This window comes from Nocardioides sp. JCM 18998, assembly GCF_055391535.1.
The window spans coordinates 3,244,611-3,262,815 of record NZ_AP043886.1; the positions used below are offsets into that span (position 1 = coordinate 3,244,611).

Annotated in this window: 19 protein-coding genes; 7 read left to right on the forward strand and 12 right to left on the reverse strand. The window is 71.0% G+C overall.

Going from position 1 to position 18,205, the window contains the following annotated elements:
* Positions 1-250 precede the first annotated feature (250 nt).
* Positions 251-1,192 (forward strand): LysR family transcriptional regulator, encoded by a 942-nt coding sequence (locus ACZ5L9_RS15260; RefSeq protein WP_464529026.1) that lies wholly within the window; start codon positions 251-253, stop codon positions 1,190-1,192.
* Positions 1,193-1,269: 77 nt separating this feature from the next.
* On the opposite strand, the gene ACZ5L9_RS15265 is transcribed toward ACZ5L9_RS15260, so the two are convergent.
* Positions 1,270-1,776: a hypothetical protein gene (locus ACZ5L9_RS15265; protein WP_464529027.1), complete on the reverse strand. Its 507-nt coding sequence runs from the start codon at positions 1,774-1,776 to the stop codon at positions 1,270-1,272.
* A gap of 557 nt (positions 1,777-2,333) precedes the next feature.
* Here ACZ5L9_RS15265 and ACZ5L9_RS15270 point away from each other — a divergent pair.
* From ACZ5L9_RS15270 to ACZ5L9_RS15285, 4 genes are all read left to right on the forward strand, one after another.
* Entirely contained in the window at positions 2,334-3,074 is a 741-nt protein-coding gene (locus ACZ5L9_RS15270) for a hypothetical protein (protein WP_464536871.1), read from the forward strand.
* 32 nt (positions 3,075-3,106) lie between these two features.
* Positions 3,107-3,820, forward strand: a complete 714-nt coding sequence (locus ACZ5L9_RS15275) for a class F sortase (protein WP_464529028.1) — start codon at positions 3,107-3,109, stop codon at positions 3,818-3,820.
* Between the two features lie 56 nt (positions 3,821-3,876).
* Positions 3,877-4,302, forward strand: a complete 426-nt coding sequence (locus tag ACZ5L9_RS15280) for a cupredoxin domain-containing protein (protein WP_464529029.1) — start codon at positions 3,877-3,879, stop codon at positions 4,300-4,302.
* Positions 4,303-4,436: 134 nt separating this feature from the next.
* Positions 4,437-5,186 (forward strand): SDR family oxidoreductase, encoded by a 750-nt coding sequence (locus ACZ5L9_RS15285; protein WP_464529030.1) that lies wholly within the window; start codon positions 4,437-4,439, stop codon positions 5,184-5,186.
* Between the two features lie 28 nt (positions 5,187-5,214).
* Here the strand turns inward: ACZ5L9_RS15285 and ACZ5L9_RS15290 are convergent, their stop codons facing one another.
* From ACZ5L9_RS15290 to ACZ5L9_RS15300, 3 genes are read right to left on the reverse strand one after another with little or no spacing between them, the layout of a single operon-like run.
* Complete coding sequence (locus ACZ5L9_RS15290; protein WP_464529031.1) at positions 5,215-5,721, reverse strand: peptidase inhibitor family I36 protein; 507 nt, start codon at positions 5,719-5,721, stop codon at positions 5,215-5,217.
* Positions 5,722-5,750: 29 nt separating this feature from the next.
* Entirely contained in the window at positions 5,751-6,755 is a 1,005-nt protein-coding gene (locus ACZ5L9_RS15295) for a hypothetical protein (RefSeq protein WP_464529032.1), read from the reverse strand.
* Positions 6,742-7,311 carry an RNA polymerase sigma factor gene (locus ACZ5L9_RS15300; protein ID WP_464529033.1) on the reverse strand — a complete coding sequence of 190 codons (570 nt, stop codon included), beginning with the start codon at positions 7,309-7,311 and terminating at the stop codon, positions 6,742-6,744. Before ACZ5L9_RS15300 ends, ACZ5L9_RS15295 begins: the two co-directional genes overlap by 14 nt.
* Positions 7,312-7,752: 441 nt before the next feature.
* Here ACZ5L9_RS15300 and ACZ5L9_RS15305 point away from each other — a divergent pair, with 441 nt between their 5' ends.
* Complete coding sequence (locus tag ACZ5L9_RS15305) at positions 7,753-9,333, forward strand: FMN-binding glutamate synthase family protein (RefSeq protein WP_464529034.1); 1,581 nt, start codon at positions 7,753-7,755, stop codon at positions 9,331-9,333.
* A gap of 9 nt (positions 9,334-9,342) precedes the next feature.
* Here the strand turns inward: ACZ5L9_RS15305 and ACZ5L9_RS15310 are convergent, their stop codons facing one another.
* The 3 genes from ACZ5L9_RS15310 to ACZ5L9_RS15320 are packed head-to-tail and all read right to left on the reverse strand — an operon-like array spanning position 9,343 to position 12,708.
* Positions 9,343-9,789 (reverse strand): response regulator, encoded by a 447-nt coding sequence (locus ACZ5L9_RS15310; protein ID WP_464529035.1) that lies wholly within the window; start codon positions 9,787-9,789, stop codon positions 9,343-9,345.
* Positions 9,786-11,420, reverse strand: coding sequence for a sensor histidine kinase (locus tag ACZ5L9_RS15315; protein WP_464529036.1), 1,635 nt, complete (start codon positions 11,418-11,420; stop codon positions 9,786-9,788). The genes ACZ5L9_RS15310 and ACZ5L9_RS15315 overlap by 4 nt, the downstream gene beginning before the upstream one ends.
* 16 nt (positions 11,421-11,436) lie before the next feature.
* A complete protein-coding gene (locus ACZ5L9_RS15320; protein ID WP_464529037.1) occupies positions 11,437-12,708 on the reverse strand; it encodes a PP2C family protein-serine/threonine phosphatase in 1,272 nt (423 codons plus the stop codon).
* A gap of 235 nt (positions 12,709-12,943) precedes the next feature.
* Between ACZ5L9_RS15320 and ACZ5L9_RS15325 the strand changes: the two genes are divergently transcribed.
* Positions 12,944-13,342 (forward strand): ATP-binding protein, encoded by a 399-nt coding sequence (locus ACZ5L9_RS15325; protein WP_464529038.1) that lies wholly within the window; start codon positions 12,944-12,946, stop codon positions 13,340-13,342.
* 39 nt (positions 13,343-13,381) lie between these two features.
* Here ACZ5L9_RS15325 and ACZ5L9_RS15330 read toward each other — a convergent pair whose 3' ends face one another.
* From ACZ5L9_RS15330 to ACZ5L9_RS15350, 5 genes are all read right to left on the reverse strand, one after another.
* The gene (locus ACZ5L9_RS15330) at positions 13,382-13,696 is read right to left on the reverse strand and encodes an STAS domain-containing protein (protein WP_464529040.1); all 315 of its coding nucleotides are present in this window, start codon (positions 13,694-13,696) and stop codon (positions 13,382-13,384) included.
* 148 nt (positions 13,697-13,844) lie between these two features.
* Positions 13,845-14,174: a hypothetical protein gene (locus tag ACZ5L9_RS15335; protein ID WP_464529042.1), complete on the reverse strand. Its 330-nt coding sequence runs from the start codon at positions 14,172-14,174 to the stop codon at positions 13,845-13,847.
* A 134-nt stretch (positions 14,175-14,308) separates the two neighbouring features.
* Positions 14,309-15,862 (reverse strand): SpoIIE family protein phosphatase, encoded by a 1,554-nt coding sequence (locus tag ACZ5L9_RS15340; protein ID WP_464529044.1) that lies wholly within the window; start codon positions 15,860-15,862, stop codon positions 14,309-14,311.
* Positions 15,855-17,186, reverse strand: coding sequence for a sensor histidine kinase (locus ACZ5L9_RS15345; RefSeq protein ID WP_464529046.1), 1,332 nt, complete (start codon positions 17,184-17,186; stop codon positions 15,855-15,857). Before ACZ5L9_RS15345 ends, ACZ5L9_RS15340 begins: the two co-directional genes overlap by 8 nt.
* Entirely contained in the window at positions 17,183-18,205 is a 1,023-nt protein-coding gene (locus ACZ5L9_RS15350; RefSeq protein WP_464529049.1) for an ATP-binding protein, read from the reverse strand. The genes ACZ5L9_RS15345 and ACZ5L9_RS15350 overlap by 4 nt, the downstream gene beginning before the upstream one ends.

An 18,205-nucleotide genomic window follows, 5' to 3' on the forward strand; every position in this document is an offset into this window, starting at 1 on the left:
GAGGTGTCACCTGATCCGGGTCGCGACGCACGTGGCGAGGCGCCGTACGAGCGGGGGACCGGAGCCGATTCGGCGGGCGGGTGGCTCCCGGAGGTCGGGGCGCTGGGGCATACAAATTTTCCCCGAACCGCTTGAATCGTTTCATTATCGAGTGATCCAATCCTGGCGACTGGCGTGGATCGAGCGCAACGGTCGAACGTGATCGCCGTCACATTGTTTTGAATGGCTGCCTATCACCAGGGAGATACCTATGGACGAGCTCAGCCGGATCGACTGGAACCTGGTCCCTGCTCTGGACGCCCTGTTGCAGGAGCGCAACGTCACCAGAGCGGCGCGCCGGCTGATGGTGAGTCAGTCCGCGGCGAGCGGCGCCCTGGCTCGTCTTCGTCGTCACTTCGACGACGATCTTCTGCAACGACAGGGGACCGGGTACGTGCTGACGCCACTCGCCCAGCTCCTGCGGGGGCCGGCGCGACGCGCGGTGGGTGGCTTGCACGACCTCATGGCCTCGAGCGACTCCTTCGAGCCGTCCGGCAGCACCCGTGAGTTCGTCGTGGTCAGCAGCGAGTACGGGCAGGCGCTCTTCGGGGCGGCTCTGATCCGGCGGGTGCGCGCCGTCGCTCCCGTTGTCCGGCTGGCCTTCCAAGGCATGCCGGCCGGCGGTGACTCCGATTGGTTCTCGCACGTCGACGGCTGGATCGGTCCGCGCGAGGTGATGCCCGACAAGCCCTGTTCCGGGCTGTTCGCGGATCGATGGGTCTGCATCGTCGACCAGGAGAACCCGAACGTCGGTGACGCCCTCGACCTCAGCAGTGCTCGTGACCTCGCATGGGTCCTGCCGACGGTGGCGAAGCACCGCGATCTTCCCTGGCGCAAGCGCCTGCTCGACCACGGCATCGAGCTGAACATCGCTGTCACCACGGAGAGCTTCAGCGCCGTGCCCTATCTCGTGGCGGGCACGGACCACGTCGGGTTGGTGCAGGCATCGCTGCTCGAGCGGCTCGGTCCTACGACAGGGGTCCGCGCGCTCGAGTGCCCCTGGGCGATGCCGCCGTTGGCGTTCACCCTGTGGTGGCACGAGAGCCGCGAGCGGGACATCGCGCACGAGTGGTTCCGCGGGCTGGTCGCCGAGGTGATGAGCGAGGCTTCGAGCCTGGCCCTCGACCACGTTGCACCCGGTCGGCGGTCCTGAGGGTCGCGGTCGCTGCCTATCTCAGCCGTTGACCGGCGGACGGTCGGGGCATCGAAGGCGATCGCCTGGAGCGACACCTACTCGCTCCAACAGGCGATCACGGCGGCTGCGACACCGTAGGCGAGCTCGGTGCGGGTGGACCCCGTCGGGATGTCCGAAGTCGCTATCGTGCTGGCGTCGACGAGAAGCGTCTTCCCGTCCTTGAGGAAGCCGACGTGCCCGTCGTGGTCCTGGAACGCGGGGAAACCGAGGTTCTGCAGCCCGTGGATCGTGGTCGACGCGGGTGTCGTGCGGCGAGCCTGTTCGAACCAGGCGCGCCCGGCTGACCCATCGATGTCCTTGACCTGCAGGGTCAGGACGCTGTGGGGCAACGGGTAGCGACAGGTGTAGAGGCGCGTCGCGGCGTCCCAGCTCCCGCTGCCGGTGGGCGCGTCGGAGAGGCTGAAGCCGTGTTGCACGGCCTCGGCGATCTCGTCCTCGCTGCACACCATCGACGCGACGGAGGAGGGCTGCGAGTGACCCGACGACTCCGATGCCGTGCCGCTGGCGCTGGGCGTCGCTCCCGCGGCCCCCATGTCATCCATGCTCATCACCGTCCCGTCGGGCATCGTCATCATGGCGCTCGGGTCGCGATCGGCCCCCGCGTCGCTGCCGGAGGTCGTCCCGCATGCGCTCAGGGCGAGGCAGGCGAGGAGAGCGACACCGGAGGCCCGGAGCGCAGGAGTGAGCGCACGACGAGGGGACGTCGTACGTCGGGGTCCGTGGGTTGGGCTGTTGCCGGTACGCATCGTGGTGCTTCCCGCCCGTCGAGTCGGTTGTCTGTCGTCGGCAGTAGTTCGGAGCGGACCGGCTCTGCGGATGGGATGACGACCGGCGAGAGGTCGCGCTGCTGCATGAGTCCAGGTCGGCGCTGCAGCAACGGTCGTCCAATCCGATCGAGAGCGTGGCGCCGAACAACTGATGACAGGGTCGTGTGCCGCCAGGCGAGCCGACCGGCTCGCACCGCAGGCGACACAGGGCCGAGATCCAAGCAGTCCCACGGATCCGACGATCACGGGGGGCGGAAGCGAGGCTTCGCATGCACAGCACGTCGAATCAGGTTCGGACCAAGGGCCGGTCGGCCACCAAGGCGCTTCGCGTGATGGCTCCACTGCTCGCGGTCGCCGCCCCGATCGCCGTGGCCGCAGCACCGGCGAACGCCGCGGACGGCAGCACCTACCAGACGACCCTCAACCCGCTGAACCACTCCACCGGCTCGGGGATGGCCACGATCACCCTGAACGGCGACTCGGCCGACGTCACCGTGGACTGGAGCGGCCTGGCCACCACGTTCAGCGGTGCTCCCTACCCGCACGTCCAGCACATCCACGTCGGCGGTCAGGGCATGTGCCCCACCACCAGTGCTGACAAGAACGGCGACGGCGTTATCAGCACCACCGAGGGCGGACCGGCGTACGGCGGCATCGGCACCACGCTGTCCGAGCACGGCGACACCTCTCCCGCCGCCGGCACGAACATCAAGATCGCCCCGAGCGGCGGGAGCACGAGCTACCACCGCACGATCCAGGTCACCTCGGCGGTCGCCAGCGCGATCAAGGACGGCACCGCCGTCATCGTCGTCCACGGGCTCGACCCGTCCACGCTGAGCAAGCAGGCCCAGGGCGAGAAGAGCGACCTGGTCAAGAGCCTGCCTCTGGCCGCCACGTCGCCGGCGCTGTGCGGCGTGCTGACGGCGATGCCGGTCGGCGGCGCCGACACCGGGACCGGCTCGACCGCCGGTGTCGAGCACGAGGGCGCGCTCGCCGCGGGCGGTGCGCTGCTGCTGGGCGGCCTGGCCGCGGGCGGATTCGCCGCCCGCCGCCGTCGTCACGCCGAGCTCTGATCGGATCCACGGACTGATCGCAGGTTGATCTCGTGAGATCTCGATCCGATCGGGTCACCCGCCGGGGCACCACACGCACGTTCGTGTGGTGTGGTGCCCTGGCGGCCGTGGTCGTCGGCGCCGTCCTGGTGGTGTTCGCCCTGCACGGTCAGGAGAGCGCGCCGAAGCCGGTCGATGCGGGCAGGATCGATCAGCCGGCAGCTACCTCGCAGCGACCATCGGAACCGTCGGTCGACCCGTCCTCGGGCGCGCCTGTCGCCCCACCGATCGCCCGGTCCGTGCCGACGCGGTTGCAGATCCCCGCCATCGGCGTCGACACATCGGTCAACGCCCTGGGCCTGAACGCGGACGGCACGATCGAGGTGCCGCAACCGGGGCCCCACCTGAACGAGGCCGCCTGGTTCGAGAACTCGCCCACGCCCGGGCAGAACGGGCCCTCGATCATCGAAGGCCATGTCGACAGCGCCGAGGGTGAGTCGGTGTTCTTCCGGCTCGGTGCGGTCCACCCGGGTGACCTGATCCGGGTGCAGCGCCAGGACGGCTCGACGATGGTGTTCCAGGTCAACGCCGTGCGCGACTACCTCAAGTCCGAGTTCCCCACCACGGCGGTGTACGGCGGCGATCTCTCGACGTCGACGCTGCGCTTGATCACGTGTAGCGACTTCGACTCGGCAACCCACCATCACGTGGGCAACGAGGTCGTCTACTCCCGTCTCGTCCGGGTCATCGGCGCGGGCGAGGACTGACCCCCGCTGACCCCCCGTTGCGCCACCGCCCCATCGCTCCACGAAGGAGAAGCTCCATGCATCGACGTATCCGTCCTGCAGGTCGTCTCGCCCTGGTCGTCGCCGGTACGGCGCTGGCGAGCATCGGGCTTGCTGCCTGTGGCTCCGGCAACTCGTCTCCGGCCGCACCGGCCCCGACGCCATCGACGCCCGGCTCCGCCACGTCGAGCGCGACGAGTGGCGGTGGCACGTCGGCGAAGGGCGTCATCACGATCAAGAAGTACGCCTACACGGGCACGACCACCGTCGCGCCGGGGGCGTCCGTCACGGTGATGAACGAGGACTCCGTCGCCCATACGGTCACTGCTGATCGGGGCTCCGCCTTCGACGTCACGATCCCCGGAGGTGGCACGGCGACCTTGACGGCACCGACTCAGGCGGGCAGCTATCCCTACCACTGCACGTACCACGCCGAGATGCACGGAACGCTGACGGTCTCGTGACGCTGCCCCGGCCGGGCGGATCGTGACGCGGGCCCCGGGGATCGGCGGCCGGGTCGTCTGCCGGATCGTCTGCCGGATCGCTGCCGGGGACCGTCGCCTACCGGCCCCGCGACCGGCCTGTCTACGATCGCCGCATGGACCCTCGTCTCGCGCTCGTCACCGGTGGAAGTCGCGGCATCGGGGCGGCGACGGCCAGGCGGCTGGCAGTCGCGGGCTGGAACGTCGTGGTCTCGTACCGATCGGATGAGACCGCCGCGCGGGCGGTCGTCGAGGAGTGCCGGCGAGCCGGCGTCCTGGCCGAGGCGCTCCCGGTGGATGTCGCCGATGAGGCCTCGGTGGAGGAGCTCTTCGCGTCGCTGCCGGCCGACGCGGGACCGCTGCGCGGCCTGGTCAACAACGCCGGCATCGTCGCTCCGACCTCCGCGGTCGAGGACCTCGATGCCGCGCGGATCCGGCGGGTGCTCGAGGTCAACGTCCTGGGTGTGCTGCTGTGCGCCCGCGAGGCGGTGCGACGCATGTCCACCGCCCACGGCGGTGCGGGGGGATCGATCGTCAACGTGTCGTCTCGGGCCGCGGTGCTGGGCTCACCGAGGGAGTACGTCGACTACGCCGCCTCCAAGGCCGCGGTCGATGCCATCACGACCGGGCTCGCCCAGGAGGTCGCCGAGCAGGGGATCCGGGTCAACAGCCTGCGGCTGGGCCTCATCGACACCGAGATCCACGCGCGCAACGGGGAGCCCGGCCGGCTCGAGCGGGTCGCGCCGTCGATTCCGATGAGGCGACCGGGCACCGCCGAGGAGGCCGCCGCCGCGGCGGTGTGGCTGCTGGGCGAGGAGGCCTCCTACACCACCGGCTCGACCCTGGACGTCTCGGGCGGCCGCTAGCGACGGACGGGTCCGGGCGCCCTCCCGATCAGGAGCAGCTGACCTTCGTCGCGGTGCCGGTCACGTTCTTGCCGACTCCGGCGGCAGCGGTGGCGAGCACGGTGGTTCCGTCGTACACCTTGACGGTGCTGCTGGTGGTGGAGTTCGCCACCGAGCGGACGGCACCGTCGAGCAGAGCGACGCTCTCGCTCGTCGAGCAGCCGCTGAAGCTGACCTTGTCGCCGGCGTAGTTGGCGGCGCTGTAGATGCAGTGCGAGCCGGCCACGCAGCCCCCGACCGTCGCCGCGGCGGCCAAGACGGTCGCAGACTCCTGGACGGGAGTGCCGGCGTCCGGCGCCAGGTCGAGGATGATCGCGCCACCGTCCCAGGTGACCTCGTTCGGCCCCGTCTGGGTGCCGCCGAACGTCGCGATGACGGCGTCGACGCGGCCCTGCATCGTGTCCGACGAGGTGGTGCCGGCGGCGAGCGCGGCGGGCGCCTGCAGGAGGAGCCCGACGAGGGCTACGGCGGACAGGGCGAGGCGTGCGGTCTTCATGCGTGTTCCTTGTGATGTGGCGAGCGCGGTCAGCGCACCCAGGCGGTGTAGGTCGTCGTGGCCGGCGACGGGATGTCGGTGCGGTCATGGCCGGTGTAGACCGACTCGACGGCGAGGATCCGCCCGGTGTCGGGGGCGACGACGAGCATGTCCTCGTACTCGCCCGGCCGTCGGTCCTTGGCCACGAACACGTCCCCGGCCCGACCCAGCCGGTCGGTCGTCGTGCCGGCGAGACGGAGGGTGCGCTGACCGGCCAGGAGCTGGAGGATCGCCGACTCCTGCGCCGCGTTGATCGGCCGGCTGCTGATCAGGTCGCCGACGGCGCGGACGTAGTCACCGGCGGTGAGCTCGTCGACACCCAGCGCCTTCGCGAAGTAGCCCTTCATGGCGCTGGCGTTCGTCGGCGGCGCCGCGGCGTACGGGTTGTCGTACTTCCCGGGCGCCCAGTGCTCCTTGTCGAGGACGGTGCCCTCGGCCGGGAGGCCCGTGCGGATCTCGTTCGGGAACGGCGCGGCCGCACGAGCCACGAGGGTGACGGCACCGTCGGGGCCGAAGGTGAGGGTGCGCTGCTGCGGGACGCTCTGCGTCGAGGTGACCGAGCCGTCGTCGGCGACCGAGCTCTCGAGAGCCCACTGGTAGGACCGCAGGCTCTCCTGAGCGCCGGTGTCGGATCCGGTGTCGGCAAGGCGCTTGCCGGCCAGGGCCATCAGCGTGTCGCGGGCGGTTCCCGTCGTCGACTGGATGTGCAGCGGTGCGGGCGTGATGGCGAGCGCGGGCTCGGGTCGCATGCTCACCCACGTGGCCAGCGCCGCGACCAGCACGACGACAGCCATGGCGAGCGACCCGAGCACCAGCCGTGGACGCCGTCGAGGAGCACGCTCGTCGGAGGTCTTCGCGGGAGCGGCCGGCGACGTGCGGGCCATCAGCTCGAACTGCTCCAGCTCGGCCAGCGCACGCTCAGAGAGCGGGTCGTGCCGATGGCTGAGACCGGGCTTCGCCGCCCGGAGCCGGGTACGGATGTCATCGCGCGCCATCGGACATCACCTCCCGCCGCTTGCGTCGCTGCTGGAGCTGCACCTTCGCCAGAGCGCGGACGAGCAGCTTGCGCGCCCGGAACACGCGCACCCGGATCGCGCCCTCGGACGACTCGAGCACGGCGGCGATCTCGGCCATCGTGAGCTCGTCCCAGTACGCCATCCTCAGCAGCTCCTGCTGGGCATCGGGGAGCGTGTCGAGCGCCTCGAGAAGATCGTCCACCTCCGGCTTGGCGTCCGGGTACGGAGCGACCAGGCGCTCCGATTCGAGACGCTCGAGCAGGCCCGTCTCGCGCGTACGCCGTCGGTACTCGTTGCCGACGAGGTTGCGCACGACGCCGTAGATCCACGGAACGGTGAGAACCGTTCCGTCCTGGTGTGCCTGGAACGCGATCCGGAAGGTCTCGGAGGTGACCTCCTCGGCGTCGGCGCGCGAGCTCAGCCGATGCTCGGCAACCGAGAGGACGAGGCTGTAGTTCTCGCGGAAGAAGTCGCCGAACGCCAGCGACGCGGTTGCGCGCGCGGGCGGGTCGACCTCCCCGACAGACCGAGCCAACGAACATCCTCCATCCTCGGCCGGTCCGTCTCAGAACGCGCCTCGCTGTCGACGACAGCCAGGCGCAAGGCAAAGAATAACCGTCGATCGGGCGGCGTGGGCGCGGACCCGCCAACGTCGACTGGTCCAGACAACTGGTCTAGACATGTCGAGGCGCGTTGTAACGATCGGGCGGGAGCCGGAAACGTGCCCAGTGTCGGGTGTGCTGGAACCTCTCGGGAGAGCCAGGGCACCCGGCGTGGGGTACCCGGTGCGGTTCTCCTCGCAAGGGAGCACCACACCGACACGACTCATCTCGGGGTTGTGGGGGGATGGAGTCAGGGATGGGCGATCGCCCATCCCTGACTCCGTGCCGCTGCGAGGGCTTCGCCATCGGGTGGCGAGGTGCGCTCTCCGGTCCTTCTGACGGATGGGCGGTGATCGCCGGGGGTACGGAGCGTCGTGCTGCGCTTCTTCATTCTGGCCGCTCTGGTGATCCTGGGGGCCGTCACGGCGCTCGCTGCCGCGATCGGCGGCTGGGGCTGGTGGGTGCTCTTGGCGCTGCTGATCGCGCTGGTGGTGCTGTTCTGCTACGACCTGCTCCAGCGGCGCCACTCCATCCTGCGCAACTACCCGGTGCTTGGTCACCTGCGCTTCCTGCTGGAGGGCATCCGGCCCGAGCTCCAGCAGTACTTCATCGAGCGCAACTTCGACGGTCGCCCGTACGACCGCGACACGCGTTCGGCGATCTACCAGCGCGCCAAGGGCATCAAGGAGGAGCAGCCGTACGGCACCGAGCGCGACCTGGACGCCGTCGGGTACGAGTACCTCGTGCACTCGACCGCGCCGGTCGCTCCGCTCGAGGAGCCGCCCCGGGTGCGGATCGGCGGTCCCGACTGCACCCGCCCGTACGACATGGCGCTGCTCAACGTCTCGGCGATGAGCTTCGGCTCGCTCTCGGCGAACGCGATCGAGGCGCTCAACCGGGGCGCGGCGATCGGCGGCTTCGCCCACGACACGGGCGAGGGGGCGATCAGTCCGTACCACCGCAACGGCGGCGACCTGGTCTGGGAGCTGGGCTCGGGCTACTTCGGGGCACGGACCGACGACGGCCGCTTCGACGAGGCGGAGTTCGCCGACAAGGCCGCCGACGACCAGGTCAAGATGGTCAGCCTGAAGCTCAGCCAGGGTGCGAAGCCGGGCATCGGCGGGGTGCTGCCGGCCTCGAAGGTCTCCGCCGAGATCGCCCACACCCGGGGCATCCCGCAGGGCGAGAAGTGCATCTCCCCGGCGTACCACCAGGTCTTCTCCACGCCCCGCGAGCTGATCCGATTCATCGCCCGGTTCCGCGAGCTGGCCGGCGGGAAGCCGGCCGGCTTCAAGCTCTGCGTCGGCTCGCGCGTCGACGTCCTGGCGATCTGCAAGGCGATGGTCGAGGAGGGCGTCACGCCGGACTTCATCGTGGTCGACGGCGCCGAGGGCGGCACCGGTGCTGCTCCGCTGGAGTACGAGGACCACGTCGGGATGCCACTCACCGAGGGCCTGATGACGGTGCACAACGCGCTGGTCGGCGTCGGCCTGCGCGATCGCGTACGGATCGGCGCCAGTGGGAAGGTGAGCAGCGGGATCGACGTCGTGAAGCGGATGATCCAGGGCGCCGACTACACCAACGCGGCCCGGGCGATGATGCAGGCGGTGGGCTGCATCCAGTCACAGCGCTGCCACACCAACCGGTGCCCGGTCGGGGTCGCGACCCAGGATCCGAAGCGGATGCGGGCCCTCGATGTGCCCACCAAGACCGAGCGGGTGGTGCGCTACCAGGCGGCGGTGGTCGAGCAGGCCACCCAGGTGATCGCCTCGATGGGACTCGCCTCGTTCGAGGAGCTGCGCCCGCACATGCTGCGTCGGCGCGTCCACGACGGCGAGATCGCGTCGTACGCCGAGCTCTTCGCGCACCTGCGCCCGGGGGAGCTGCTCGCCGAGGCGCCGGCCCCGTGGGAGCGGGACTGGCTGGCAGCCGACCCGGACCGCTTCCGGCCCTGAGGCCTCGCGCTAGCTGCCGCGCCCGGGCAGTCGTACGACGGTCACGAAGAACTCGTCGATCTGACGCACGGCCGCGATGAACTGGTCCAGGTCGACCGGCTTGGTGACGTAGGCGTTCGCGTGCAGCTTGTAGCTGCGCAGGATGTCCTCCTCGGCCGAGGAGGTGGTCAGGACGACGACCGGGATGAGCGAGAGCTCGGCGTCCGACTTGATCTGCTGCAGGACCTGACGACCGTCGTACTTGGGAAGGTTGAGGTCGAGCAGGATCAGGTCGGGCCGCGGCGCGTCCGTGTGCTGGTTGCGGCGGTAGAGGAAGTCGAGCGCCTCCTCGCCGTCGCGGACCACGTGGAGGGTGTTGGCGATCTTGTTGTCCTCGAACGCCTCGCGCGTCATGAGCTCGTCGCCCGGGTCGTCCTCGACGAGCAGGACCTCGATGGGCTGGGTGGGGCCGTTCATGAAGCGATTCCCTCCGGGGAGTTCGCCGTCGCGCGGTCACGCTCGGCGGAGTGGGTCGGTAAAGTGAAGCAGATCCGGGTGCCGCCGGTGTGCCCAGCAGGGTATTCGGTGTCGATCCAGATCCGGCCGCCGTGATACTCCACGATCTTGCGGCACAGCGCGAGCCCGATGCCGGTGCCGGCGTACGCCTCGCGGCTGTGGAGACGCTGGAAGATCACGAAGACCTTCTCGGCGAACTCCTCCGGGATGCCGATGCCGTTGTCGGTCACGGCGAAGAGCCAGCCGTCGCCCTCGGGACGATCCGGATCGGGCTCGCAGGTGAGGCTGATGGACGGCGTCCGCTCGGGGGAGCGGAACTTGATCGCGTTCGCGACGAGGTTCTGCCACAGCATGACGAACAGCGTCGGGTCGCCCTGGATCTCGGGCAGGGCGGGCGGGCGCGAGATCTGCGCGTCGGAGTCCTCGATGGCGGACGCGACGTTGGCCAGCGCGCGGTCCACCACCACCTCGAGCGGGACCGCGACCTGCTCGTCGGTAACGCGGCCGACGCGGGAGAACGTCAGCAGGTCGGTGATGAGGATCTGCATCCGCTTGGCGCCGTCGACGGCGAAGTCGATGTACTGCTGGCCACGCTCGTCCAGCGTGCCGCCGTACCGCTTCTCCAGGAGCTGACAGAACGACGCGACCTTGCGCAGCGGCTCCTGCAGGTCGTGGGAGGCGACGTAGGCGAACTGCTCGAGCTCGGCGTTGGAGCGGCGCAGCTCGAGGGCCTGGGCGTCCAGGTCGGCGGCGAGGTCGGCGAGCTGGCGCTCCTGGGCGCGGGAGGCGTCGAGGTCCTCGACGATCCGGTCGCGCATGCTGGCCACGTCGACGGCCAGGCGGCGCAGGTCGCTGGGTCCCTCCTGCGCGATCGGGTGGTCGTAGGCCCCCTCGGCGATGGCGCGGGTGGAGACCCGCAGCTTCTCCAGCGGACGGATGACCAGGCCGCTGACCAGGGCGATCATGAGCACCGCTGTCAGCACGAACACCGCGAGCATGGCGAGGAAGACGGCGTCGCGTACGTGCCGGACCCGGCGCAGGTCGTCCAGGCTGGCGGCCTTGAGCTGCAGCAGGTGCTGGTTCTGGGTGTCGAAGTGGCCGCGCAGGTCGTCGAAGGCGCTCTTGGCCTGCGTGGCGGTCTGCTCGTCCGGTGGCTGGGGCCGTCCCGGTGTCACGCCAGCCACGATGGGGTCGGCGTACGCCTGGCGCCACTGGTCGGCCGCTGCCTCGATGTCGTCGAGGTCCGCCTGCACCTGCTCGTCGTCCGGCAGGAGCGTGCGGATCTGGGCGACCAGCTCGCGTTCGCTCCGCTGGCCGGCGGTGTAGGGCGCGAGGAACTGCTTGTCGGCGGTCAGCGCGTAGCCGCGCTCCCCGGTCTCCTGGTCGATCAGCGTCGCCTGCAGCTGGTAGGCCGCCACCCGGGCGGGCTGGATGTGCTGGATCAGCCGGTCCGAGGCCTCGGTGGTGTGCGCCAGCAGCCGGGCGCCGACCACCGAGCCCACCGCGACCAGCACCGTCATCACGCCGAGGGCGAGGTAGATCCACCGCTGCACGGTCATGCCGCTGCGGTCGCGTCCGCTGTCCTTGCTCACTGCTGTACCGATTCCTTCATCTCCACTGCACGTGCAGGACGGCCAGGTCGTCGTCCATGCCGCCGAATCCCTCGGAGGCGCGCTGGGCGTGCTGGATCAGCTCGTCGACGAACCGCTCGGATCCCGCGTCCAGCAGTCCGCGCGCGGCGGCGATCAGGCCCTCTTCTCCGAGCCGCCCGCCGCTCGCGCTCGTACGACCCTCGAAGAGGCCGTCGGTGAACAGGACGACGGCCCACGGCTGCGTGGGCATCGACAGCTCGCACGCCGCCCACGACGCTGCTGGGAGGATCCCGATCGCGGGGCCGCCGGCCACCTCGACGAGCTCGATCGAGTCCGCCGAGCGCACCATCATGCCGGGATGGCCGGCGCGTACGACGCGGATCCGCTGTCGATCGGGCAGCATCGTCAGGCAGGTGAGCGTGGCGAAGGTGTGGTCGTAGGGACGCTCGGCGATCAGGATCTCCTCGAGCCGGGCGACACGCTGCTCGGCGGGGATGCCGCTGAGCACGAGCGTGCGCCAGGCGATGCGGAGGGCGACGCCCAGGGCCGCCTCGTCGGGACCGTGGCCCGAGACGTCGCCGATGAGCACCTCGACGGTGCCGTCGTCGGACTGCACCACGTCGTAGAAGTCGCCGCCGAGCAGGGCCTGGGCGCGCCCCGGCTGGTACCGGCTGACGACCTCGACCGAGCCGCCGGGGCTGACCAACGGCTTGGGCAGCAGGCCGCGCTCGAGTCGGGCGTTCTCCTGGGCGAGCAGCTGGCTGGCCTGGAGCGCGACGGCCGAGCGCTCGGCCTCCTTGCGCTGCATCGCGTAGCGGACGGCACGCCCGAGCCACTCGGCGTCGACGTGACCCTTGACCAGGTAGTCCTGGGCGCCGGCGGCCATGGCGGTCAGCCCGATCGCCTCCTCGCTCTGCCCGGTCAGGACGACGACGGCGATGCCCTCGGCCATCGCCTGGACGGCCGTCAACGCATCGAGGCCCTGGGCGTCGGGAAGATGAAGGTCCAGCAGTACGCAGTCGGGACGCTCGGTGGCCAGGAACGAGGTCGCCTCGGCCAGCGAGCTCGCCAGGCGCAGGGACAGGCCCGGGCGGCAGTCGGCCACCAGCTCCTCGACCAGGACCGCGTCCGCCGGGTCGTCCTCGACGAGCAGGACCACCGGGTCCGACCAGTCCCAGGTGGGTGACGGAGTGGGTGCCGGAGTGGGTGCCGGAGCGGCGGGGGTGGGAAGCACGACGCCCTCGGAGCGAGCGGAGATCTGCTCGTCGGAGGCTCTTGCCTGCGCCACGGTCCCCTCATCCTGTGTCGGTGGTCGTCTCGCCCGGGGCGAGCTGCAGGCGATGCCTCCGACCCGGTGAGCACTTCGTGATGGAGGTCGTCGGCTGCTGCGTGGGAAGGATAGTAGCCAGGGACGTGGACGACGCCCGCAACCGCTTGGCCGAACCTAGCGGTTGGAGGCGCCTCGCGTTGGGTAATGTGCGAGCGATCAAGCGCGGTGACGCGCACGGTGGAGAGGGCCGCGGGTGAACAGCAGGTGGGACGACGTCGACCGCTCGATTGTGCTGGAGCAGTCGTCGTCCTCGCCCGGATCCGCCCGTGAGGTCGTGATGGGGCTGTGCCGCGCGGCGAACGTCGAGTGCCCCACGGCGCAGACGGCACTGCTGCTCACCAGCGAGATCGTCACCAACGCGCTCACCCACGGTCGCGGAGCTCCGGTGCTCTCGATAGAGATCCACGCGGCGACCCTTCGGGTCAGCGTCACCGATGAGGCCCCCGAGCGGCCGCAGCTGATCAGCCCTCCGTCGACGGCGTCGGTCGGCGGGCGCGGCGTGTTCCTGGTCGACACGCTCGCGACGAGATGGGGTGTCCGCGAGATCGACTCCGGCGCGAAGAGCGTGTGGTTCGAGCTCGATCACCCCTGACCCCACGCCGAGTCGGCGCCAAGTCGGCGTCGGGTCGACCTAGGGATCGACCAACCAGGCACCGGAGAGACCGGTCACCTCGAGCACCCGTCGGACCTGGGCAGATGCGGCCACGACCTGGAACGGACGACCGAGGCGCTCGCTGGCCCGGGCCAGCTCGATGAGCGCGCCGATGCCCGTCGAGTCCATGAACTCCACCGCCGAGAGGTCGAGGCGCAGGGGCGCGTCCTGGTCGAGGATCGCCAACCCGGCGTCGACGAGCTCCTGGCGCGTGCTCAGGTCGAGGAAGCCCGCAGCGGCGAGCGTCGCTCCCGCCTCACCGTCCGCACGATGGGGCGCGTTCTCGGGTTCCATCTCGTCAAGGTCCTCTCGACCGTACGCCCGTTCGGGCTCCCGGGGGCGGTGTCGCCGCTGCCGCACGGCGACGGCATACCTTACTCAACCTCGGTCCCGGACCCGGACGGTGGTGGGTCCGGTGAGCCGGGGTCTATGGGGCCGGTGACTACGGGCCCGCGATCTCGAACCGGTAGTGGTGGCTGAGCCCGTCGCTCAGCGTGCCCGCCCCCGGCTGAGCGTCCGTGGGAACGTGGACGGTGGCGGCGAAGCCCAGGTCCTGGCCGCCCGGCGTGTAGATGCCGACGTCTCGGGACGCCTGACCTGGGAGTTTCAGCGTCAGGTGGACCGGCGGCATCGGCGCCGGGTCTGCGGTCGTGATCGAGGTGTCGTTGCACGTCGCCGCGTACCAGTGCCCATACACGGTCAGGTCTCCTCCGGGCGGAACCGTTGCGGCGACGGCCCGCGCCGAGGCGCCCGGCGGAGTGGTGTCCAGCATCGGCCCCACGCAGCTGGCGGCCTCTCCGGTCGTCGTCGTGTGACAGCCGGCGAGAAGCGGTGTGGCGAGCACGAGGCCGAGCAGGGACCGATCATGGACCGATCATGCTCCGCCGAACGCTCGGGCGCAGCGGTTCAGACCGGGTCGAGGTCGACCACGAGCAGGGCGACGTCGTCGTCGCTCGCGCCGAACTCGTCGAGCACCCGGTCGGCGACGGCCTCGGTGTCGTGGGCCGAGGACCCCGCCATGAAGGCCGCGACCTGGGCGAGGCACTCATCGAGCGGGGTCGTACGGCGCTCGACCAGCCCGTCGGTGAGCAGCAGGAGCCGATCGCCCGGCGCCAGCTCCTCGAGATGCTCGGTGTGGGCGGAGGCGAGACCGAGCAGGACGCCGCGTTGGGTCAGCAGGGTCGACTCACCGTCGTGCGTACGGATGATCGGGGGGTGCCCGGCACCCACGTACCGGAGGGAGCTGCGCGCCCGATCGATCATCCCGATGCAGGCGGTGGCGATGACGCCCGGCTCGTTGCGCACCAGCACGGTGTCGATGCGCTGCATGATCTCGGCCGGTCCGTAGCCGTCGTAGGCGTAGGCCCGCAGCGAGTAGCGCAGCTGCGCCATCACGACCGCGGCCTCGAGCGAGTGGCCCTGGACGTCGCCGATCGCGATGAAGACGCTGCCGTCGACCTCGAAGGCGTCGAAGAAGTCGCCGCCGACCTCCGCGTGCCGCTCCGAGGCGCGGTAGCGGGCGGCCAGCGTGACACCGGGAGGAGTGGGCAGGCTGGCGGGCAGCAGGCTGCGCTGCAGGAGCAGGGCCGTACGGTGCTCGCGCTCCAGGGTGCGCAGGTTGTCCAGCGCCACCGCCGTCAGCTGCACCAGGCGCTCGACCACGAGGTCGTTGTCGGTGTCGTTGCCGGTCGCGACGGCGATCAGCCCGACCTGCTCCTCGCCGACGGTGATCGGGTGCAGGCGCCACGGGCCGGTGCCCGGCGCCGGGAGCAGGTCGGCCAGAGCGACGTCGTCCGACGCCACGGTCCGCGACGTGGTCAGCGAGTCCAGCTGTGCGCGCAGAGCCCCCGCGGGAAGCGTTCCGGCGAGATCCACCGTCCCGCCGGGCGCGGCGCTGGAGCGATGCGCGACCCCGTCGTCGACGAGGACGGCGACGGACGGCTCGTCGAGCACCTCCGCCGCCGCGCCGGCGACACCGTCGGCGAGCCGCGCGATCGTGGAGGCGAGGTTGAGCCGGACGGCCGCTCGGTTGAGTCGCGTCATCCGCCCCGCGAGCTCCTCGGCGCTGCGTCGTGCCCCGGAGGAGCGGAGCAGCGCCCGGATGGTGGAGAGCAGCTCCTCGGGGTCGATCGGGTCGACGAGATACGCATCGGCGCCGCTGTCCAGCCCCGCCACCCGGTCGAGCGTCTCCATCGCGACCGCCGAGACGTGCACCACCGGCGTGCCGGAGCGCTCGGGGTCGTGCCGCAGGTCGCGGGTGATGTCGAGTCCGCTGCCGTCGGGTAGGTGGACGTCGAGCACGGCCAGGTCGATGGCGCGCTCCTGCAGGATGCGCCGGGCCTCGGCGGCGGTGTCCGTCTCGATGATGCGGTAGCCGCTGCGCCGCAGCCAGCTCGCGATGACATATCGCTTGGCGGGGGTGTCGTCGCAGACCAGCACCAGCGGCAGGCGCTCAGGCATCGGAGGCACCCTGCAGGGGGAGCCTCAGGGCGAAGCAGCTGCCGGCGCCCAGCGCGCTCTCGGCCTCGATGCGGGTGCCGAGCGCGGTCGCCACCACCTGAGCGAACGCCAGGCCCAGCCCGGTGCCCTTGGCGCTGGCGTGCAGCGGCGAGGTCGCCTGGTAGAACTCCTCGAAGATGCGGGCCAGGTCCTCCTCGGCGATGCCGACGCCGGTGTCTCGCACCGAGAACACCGCCGCCTCGTCCTGGGCCTGGACGGTGAGGGTGACCGCGCCGGACTCGGTGAACTTCGCCGCGTTGCTGAGCAGGTTGCGCAGGACGTGGCGCAGCAGGTCGGGGTCGGTGACGAGCACCTCGACGCCGACCACCTCGATCCTCAGCGTCACCCCCTCGCGCAGGATGGGCTCGATCATGCCGCGCAGCTCCTCGAGCAGCGGACGCAGGCTCACCTCGGTCATCGTGGCCTGCAGTCGGCCCGACTCGGCCTTGGCCAGGTCGAGCAGCTCGTCCACCAGCCGTCGCAGGTCGCTCGCGCTGGTGCGGACGTACTGGACCTGCTCGGTGTGCTCGGGGCTGAGTCGTTCGGTCTGGTGCGGATCGAGCAGCAGTCCGGTGAGACCGAGGATCGAGTTGACCGGCGTGCGCAGTTCATGGCTGATGCTGCGCAGGAACCGGCTCTTGGCCTCGCTGGCCTGGCGCAGCTGGAGGTTCTTGTCGTCGATCTCGGCGTACAGCGCGACGACGCCCTGATTGGTGTGATCCAGCTCGGCGGAGAGCTCGGAGTAGAGCGCCATCACCCCGCGGTTGGTCTCCTCGAGCTCGTTGTTCACGACCTCGAGCTCGGCACGCTGGGCGCGCACCTCCTCCAGCGCGTTGAGCAGCTCGCGGTTCTGCTCGCGCAGCTCGTCGGCGGGGGAGGAGGGGTTGCGGGCGAGGAGCTGTCGGCGCAGGAGCTCCAGGCGGCGCGCGCTCGGCGCACCCCCGGGCAGCGACTTCCCGAGGGTGTGGCGCACCCCTGCCTCGGGGTCCTGTCGGCGCTGGGTGTCGGCGAGCCGGCCGACGGCGGCGATCGCGTCATCCCAGTGCTCGGGACGCCGTCCGGCGGTCAGCTCGAGCTCGAGGGCGCCGCCGTGCAGGGCGAGCGTCAGCGCGCCGCCACCACTGGACACGATCTCGCGGCCGAGCTCGCTGATCGCCGTCGCCACGCGGAGCGCGTCGAGGCGCTCGAAGCCCAGCTCGAGCGCGCAGTCACGACCGACCTGACGGGCGTTGAAGAGGTCGTCCTCGGTGAGCAGCGTCAGCTCCGCGAGGGCGGCGGTGCTCATGCCGCGGTCCTGAGCACCAGGACACCGGCGTCGTCGCGTCGGCTGGCCGCGGCGCGCAGCAGCGCGGCGCATGCGACGGCAGGGCGATGACCCAGCACGCCGGGTATGTCATTCAGGCTCCAGCGCTGGGAGAGCCCGTCGCTGTGCAGGACCGCGGCCGCCGCACCGTCGACCGCGACGGTCTGCTCGCGCGGCTGCGGGGCCCGGTGCCCGACGATGCCGGGCTGGGCGGGCAGGCTGCGGAGGGCGTCGGCGCTCGCGAGTCGCACCGTGACGTTGCCGATCCCGGCGTGGGTCACGGTCTGCGCGGCTGTGTCGTAGGCGATCACCGAGACCGCCGCTCCGCGGGTGCCGCGCAGTGCGAGGTGGATCCGCTCGAGCACAGCGGCCGGGGACACGCTGTCCAAGGTCAGCAGCACGTCGGCTGCGAGCCGTGACGCCTCCGCGGCGAGCGGGCCGTGGCCCAAGCCGTCGGCGACCATCGCGACGTGGACATCCCGGGTGAGCCGGTATGCGGTGGTGTCGCCGCACGGGCCCTCGCCGGAGAGCGGCCGGGTCAGATCGGCGACCCGGTCGCCGTGCTGGTCGCCCGCTGCTGACGTCGCGTGCAGCAGCGTCTCGGCGATCGTGCCCACGGCGGGCACCGAGTAGACGTCGAAGGCCGAGGAGAGGCGTCGGCACGCGCCGAGCCCGATGCCGAGGGTGCCGCCCGTCGAGACACCGTCCGAGATCAGCGCCTCGATGTTGCGGCTCCCCGGACCGGAGTCGATCGCGAGCGCGCGCAGCGCGGGGACGTCGCCCTCGGCGCTGGCCCGGAGCACCATCTCGCCGCCACCGGCGTGGCGGACCAGGTTGGTCGCCAGTTCGGTCACGACGATGCCGACCTCGGCCACCCGCTCGGCACCGAATCCGGCGGCGAGAGCCAGGGCGGAGGCGGCCCGCCGTACGGCCGGCACCGCGGCGCTCTCGTCCACGATCCACCAGGCGTCGTCGGCGTGCCGCGAAGGAGCGGGATGCAC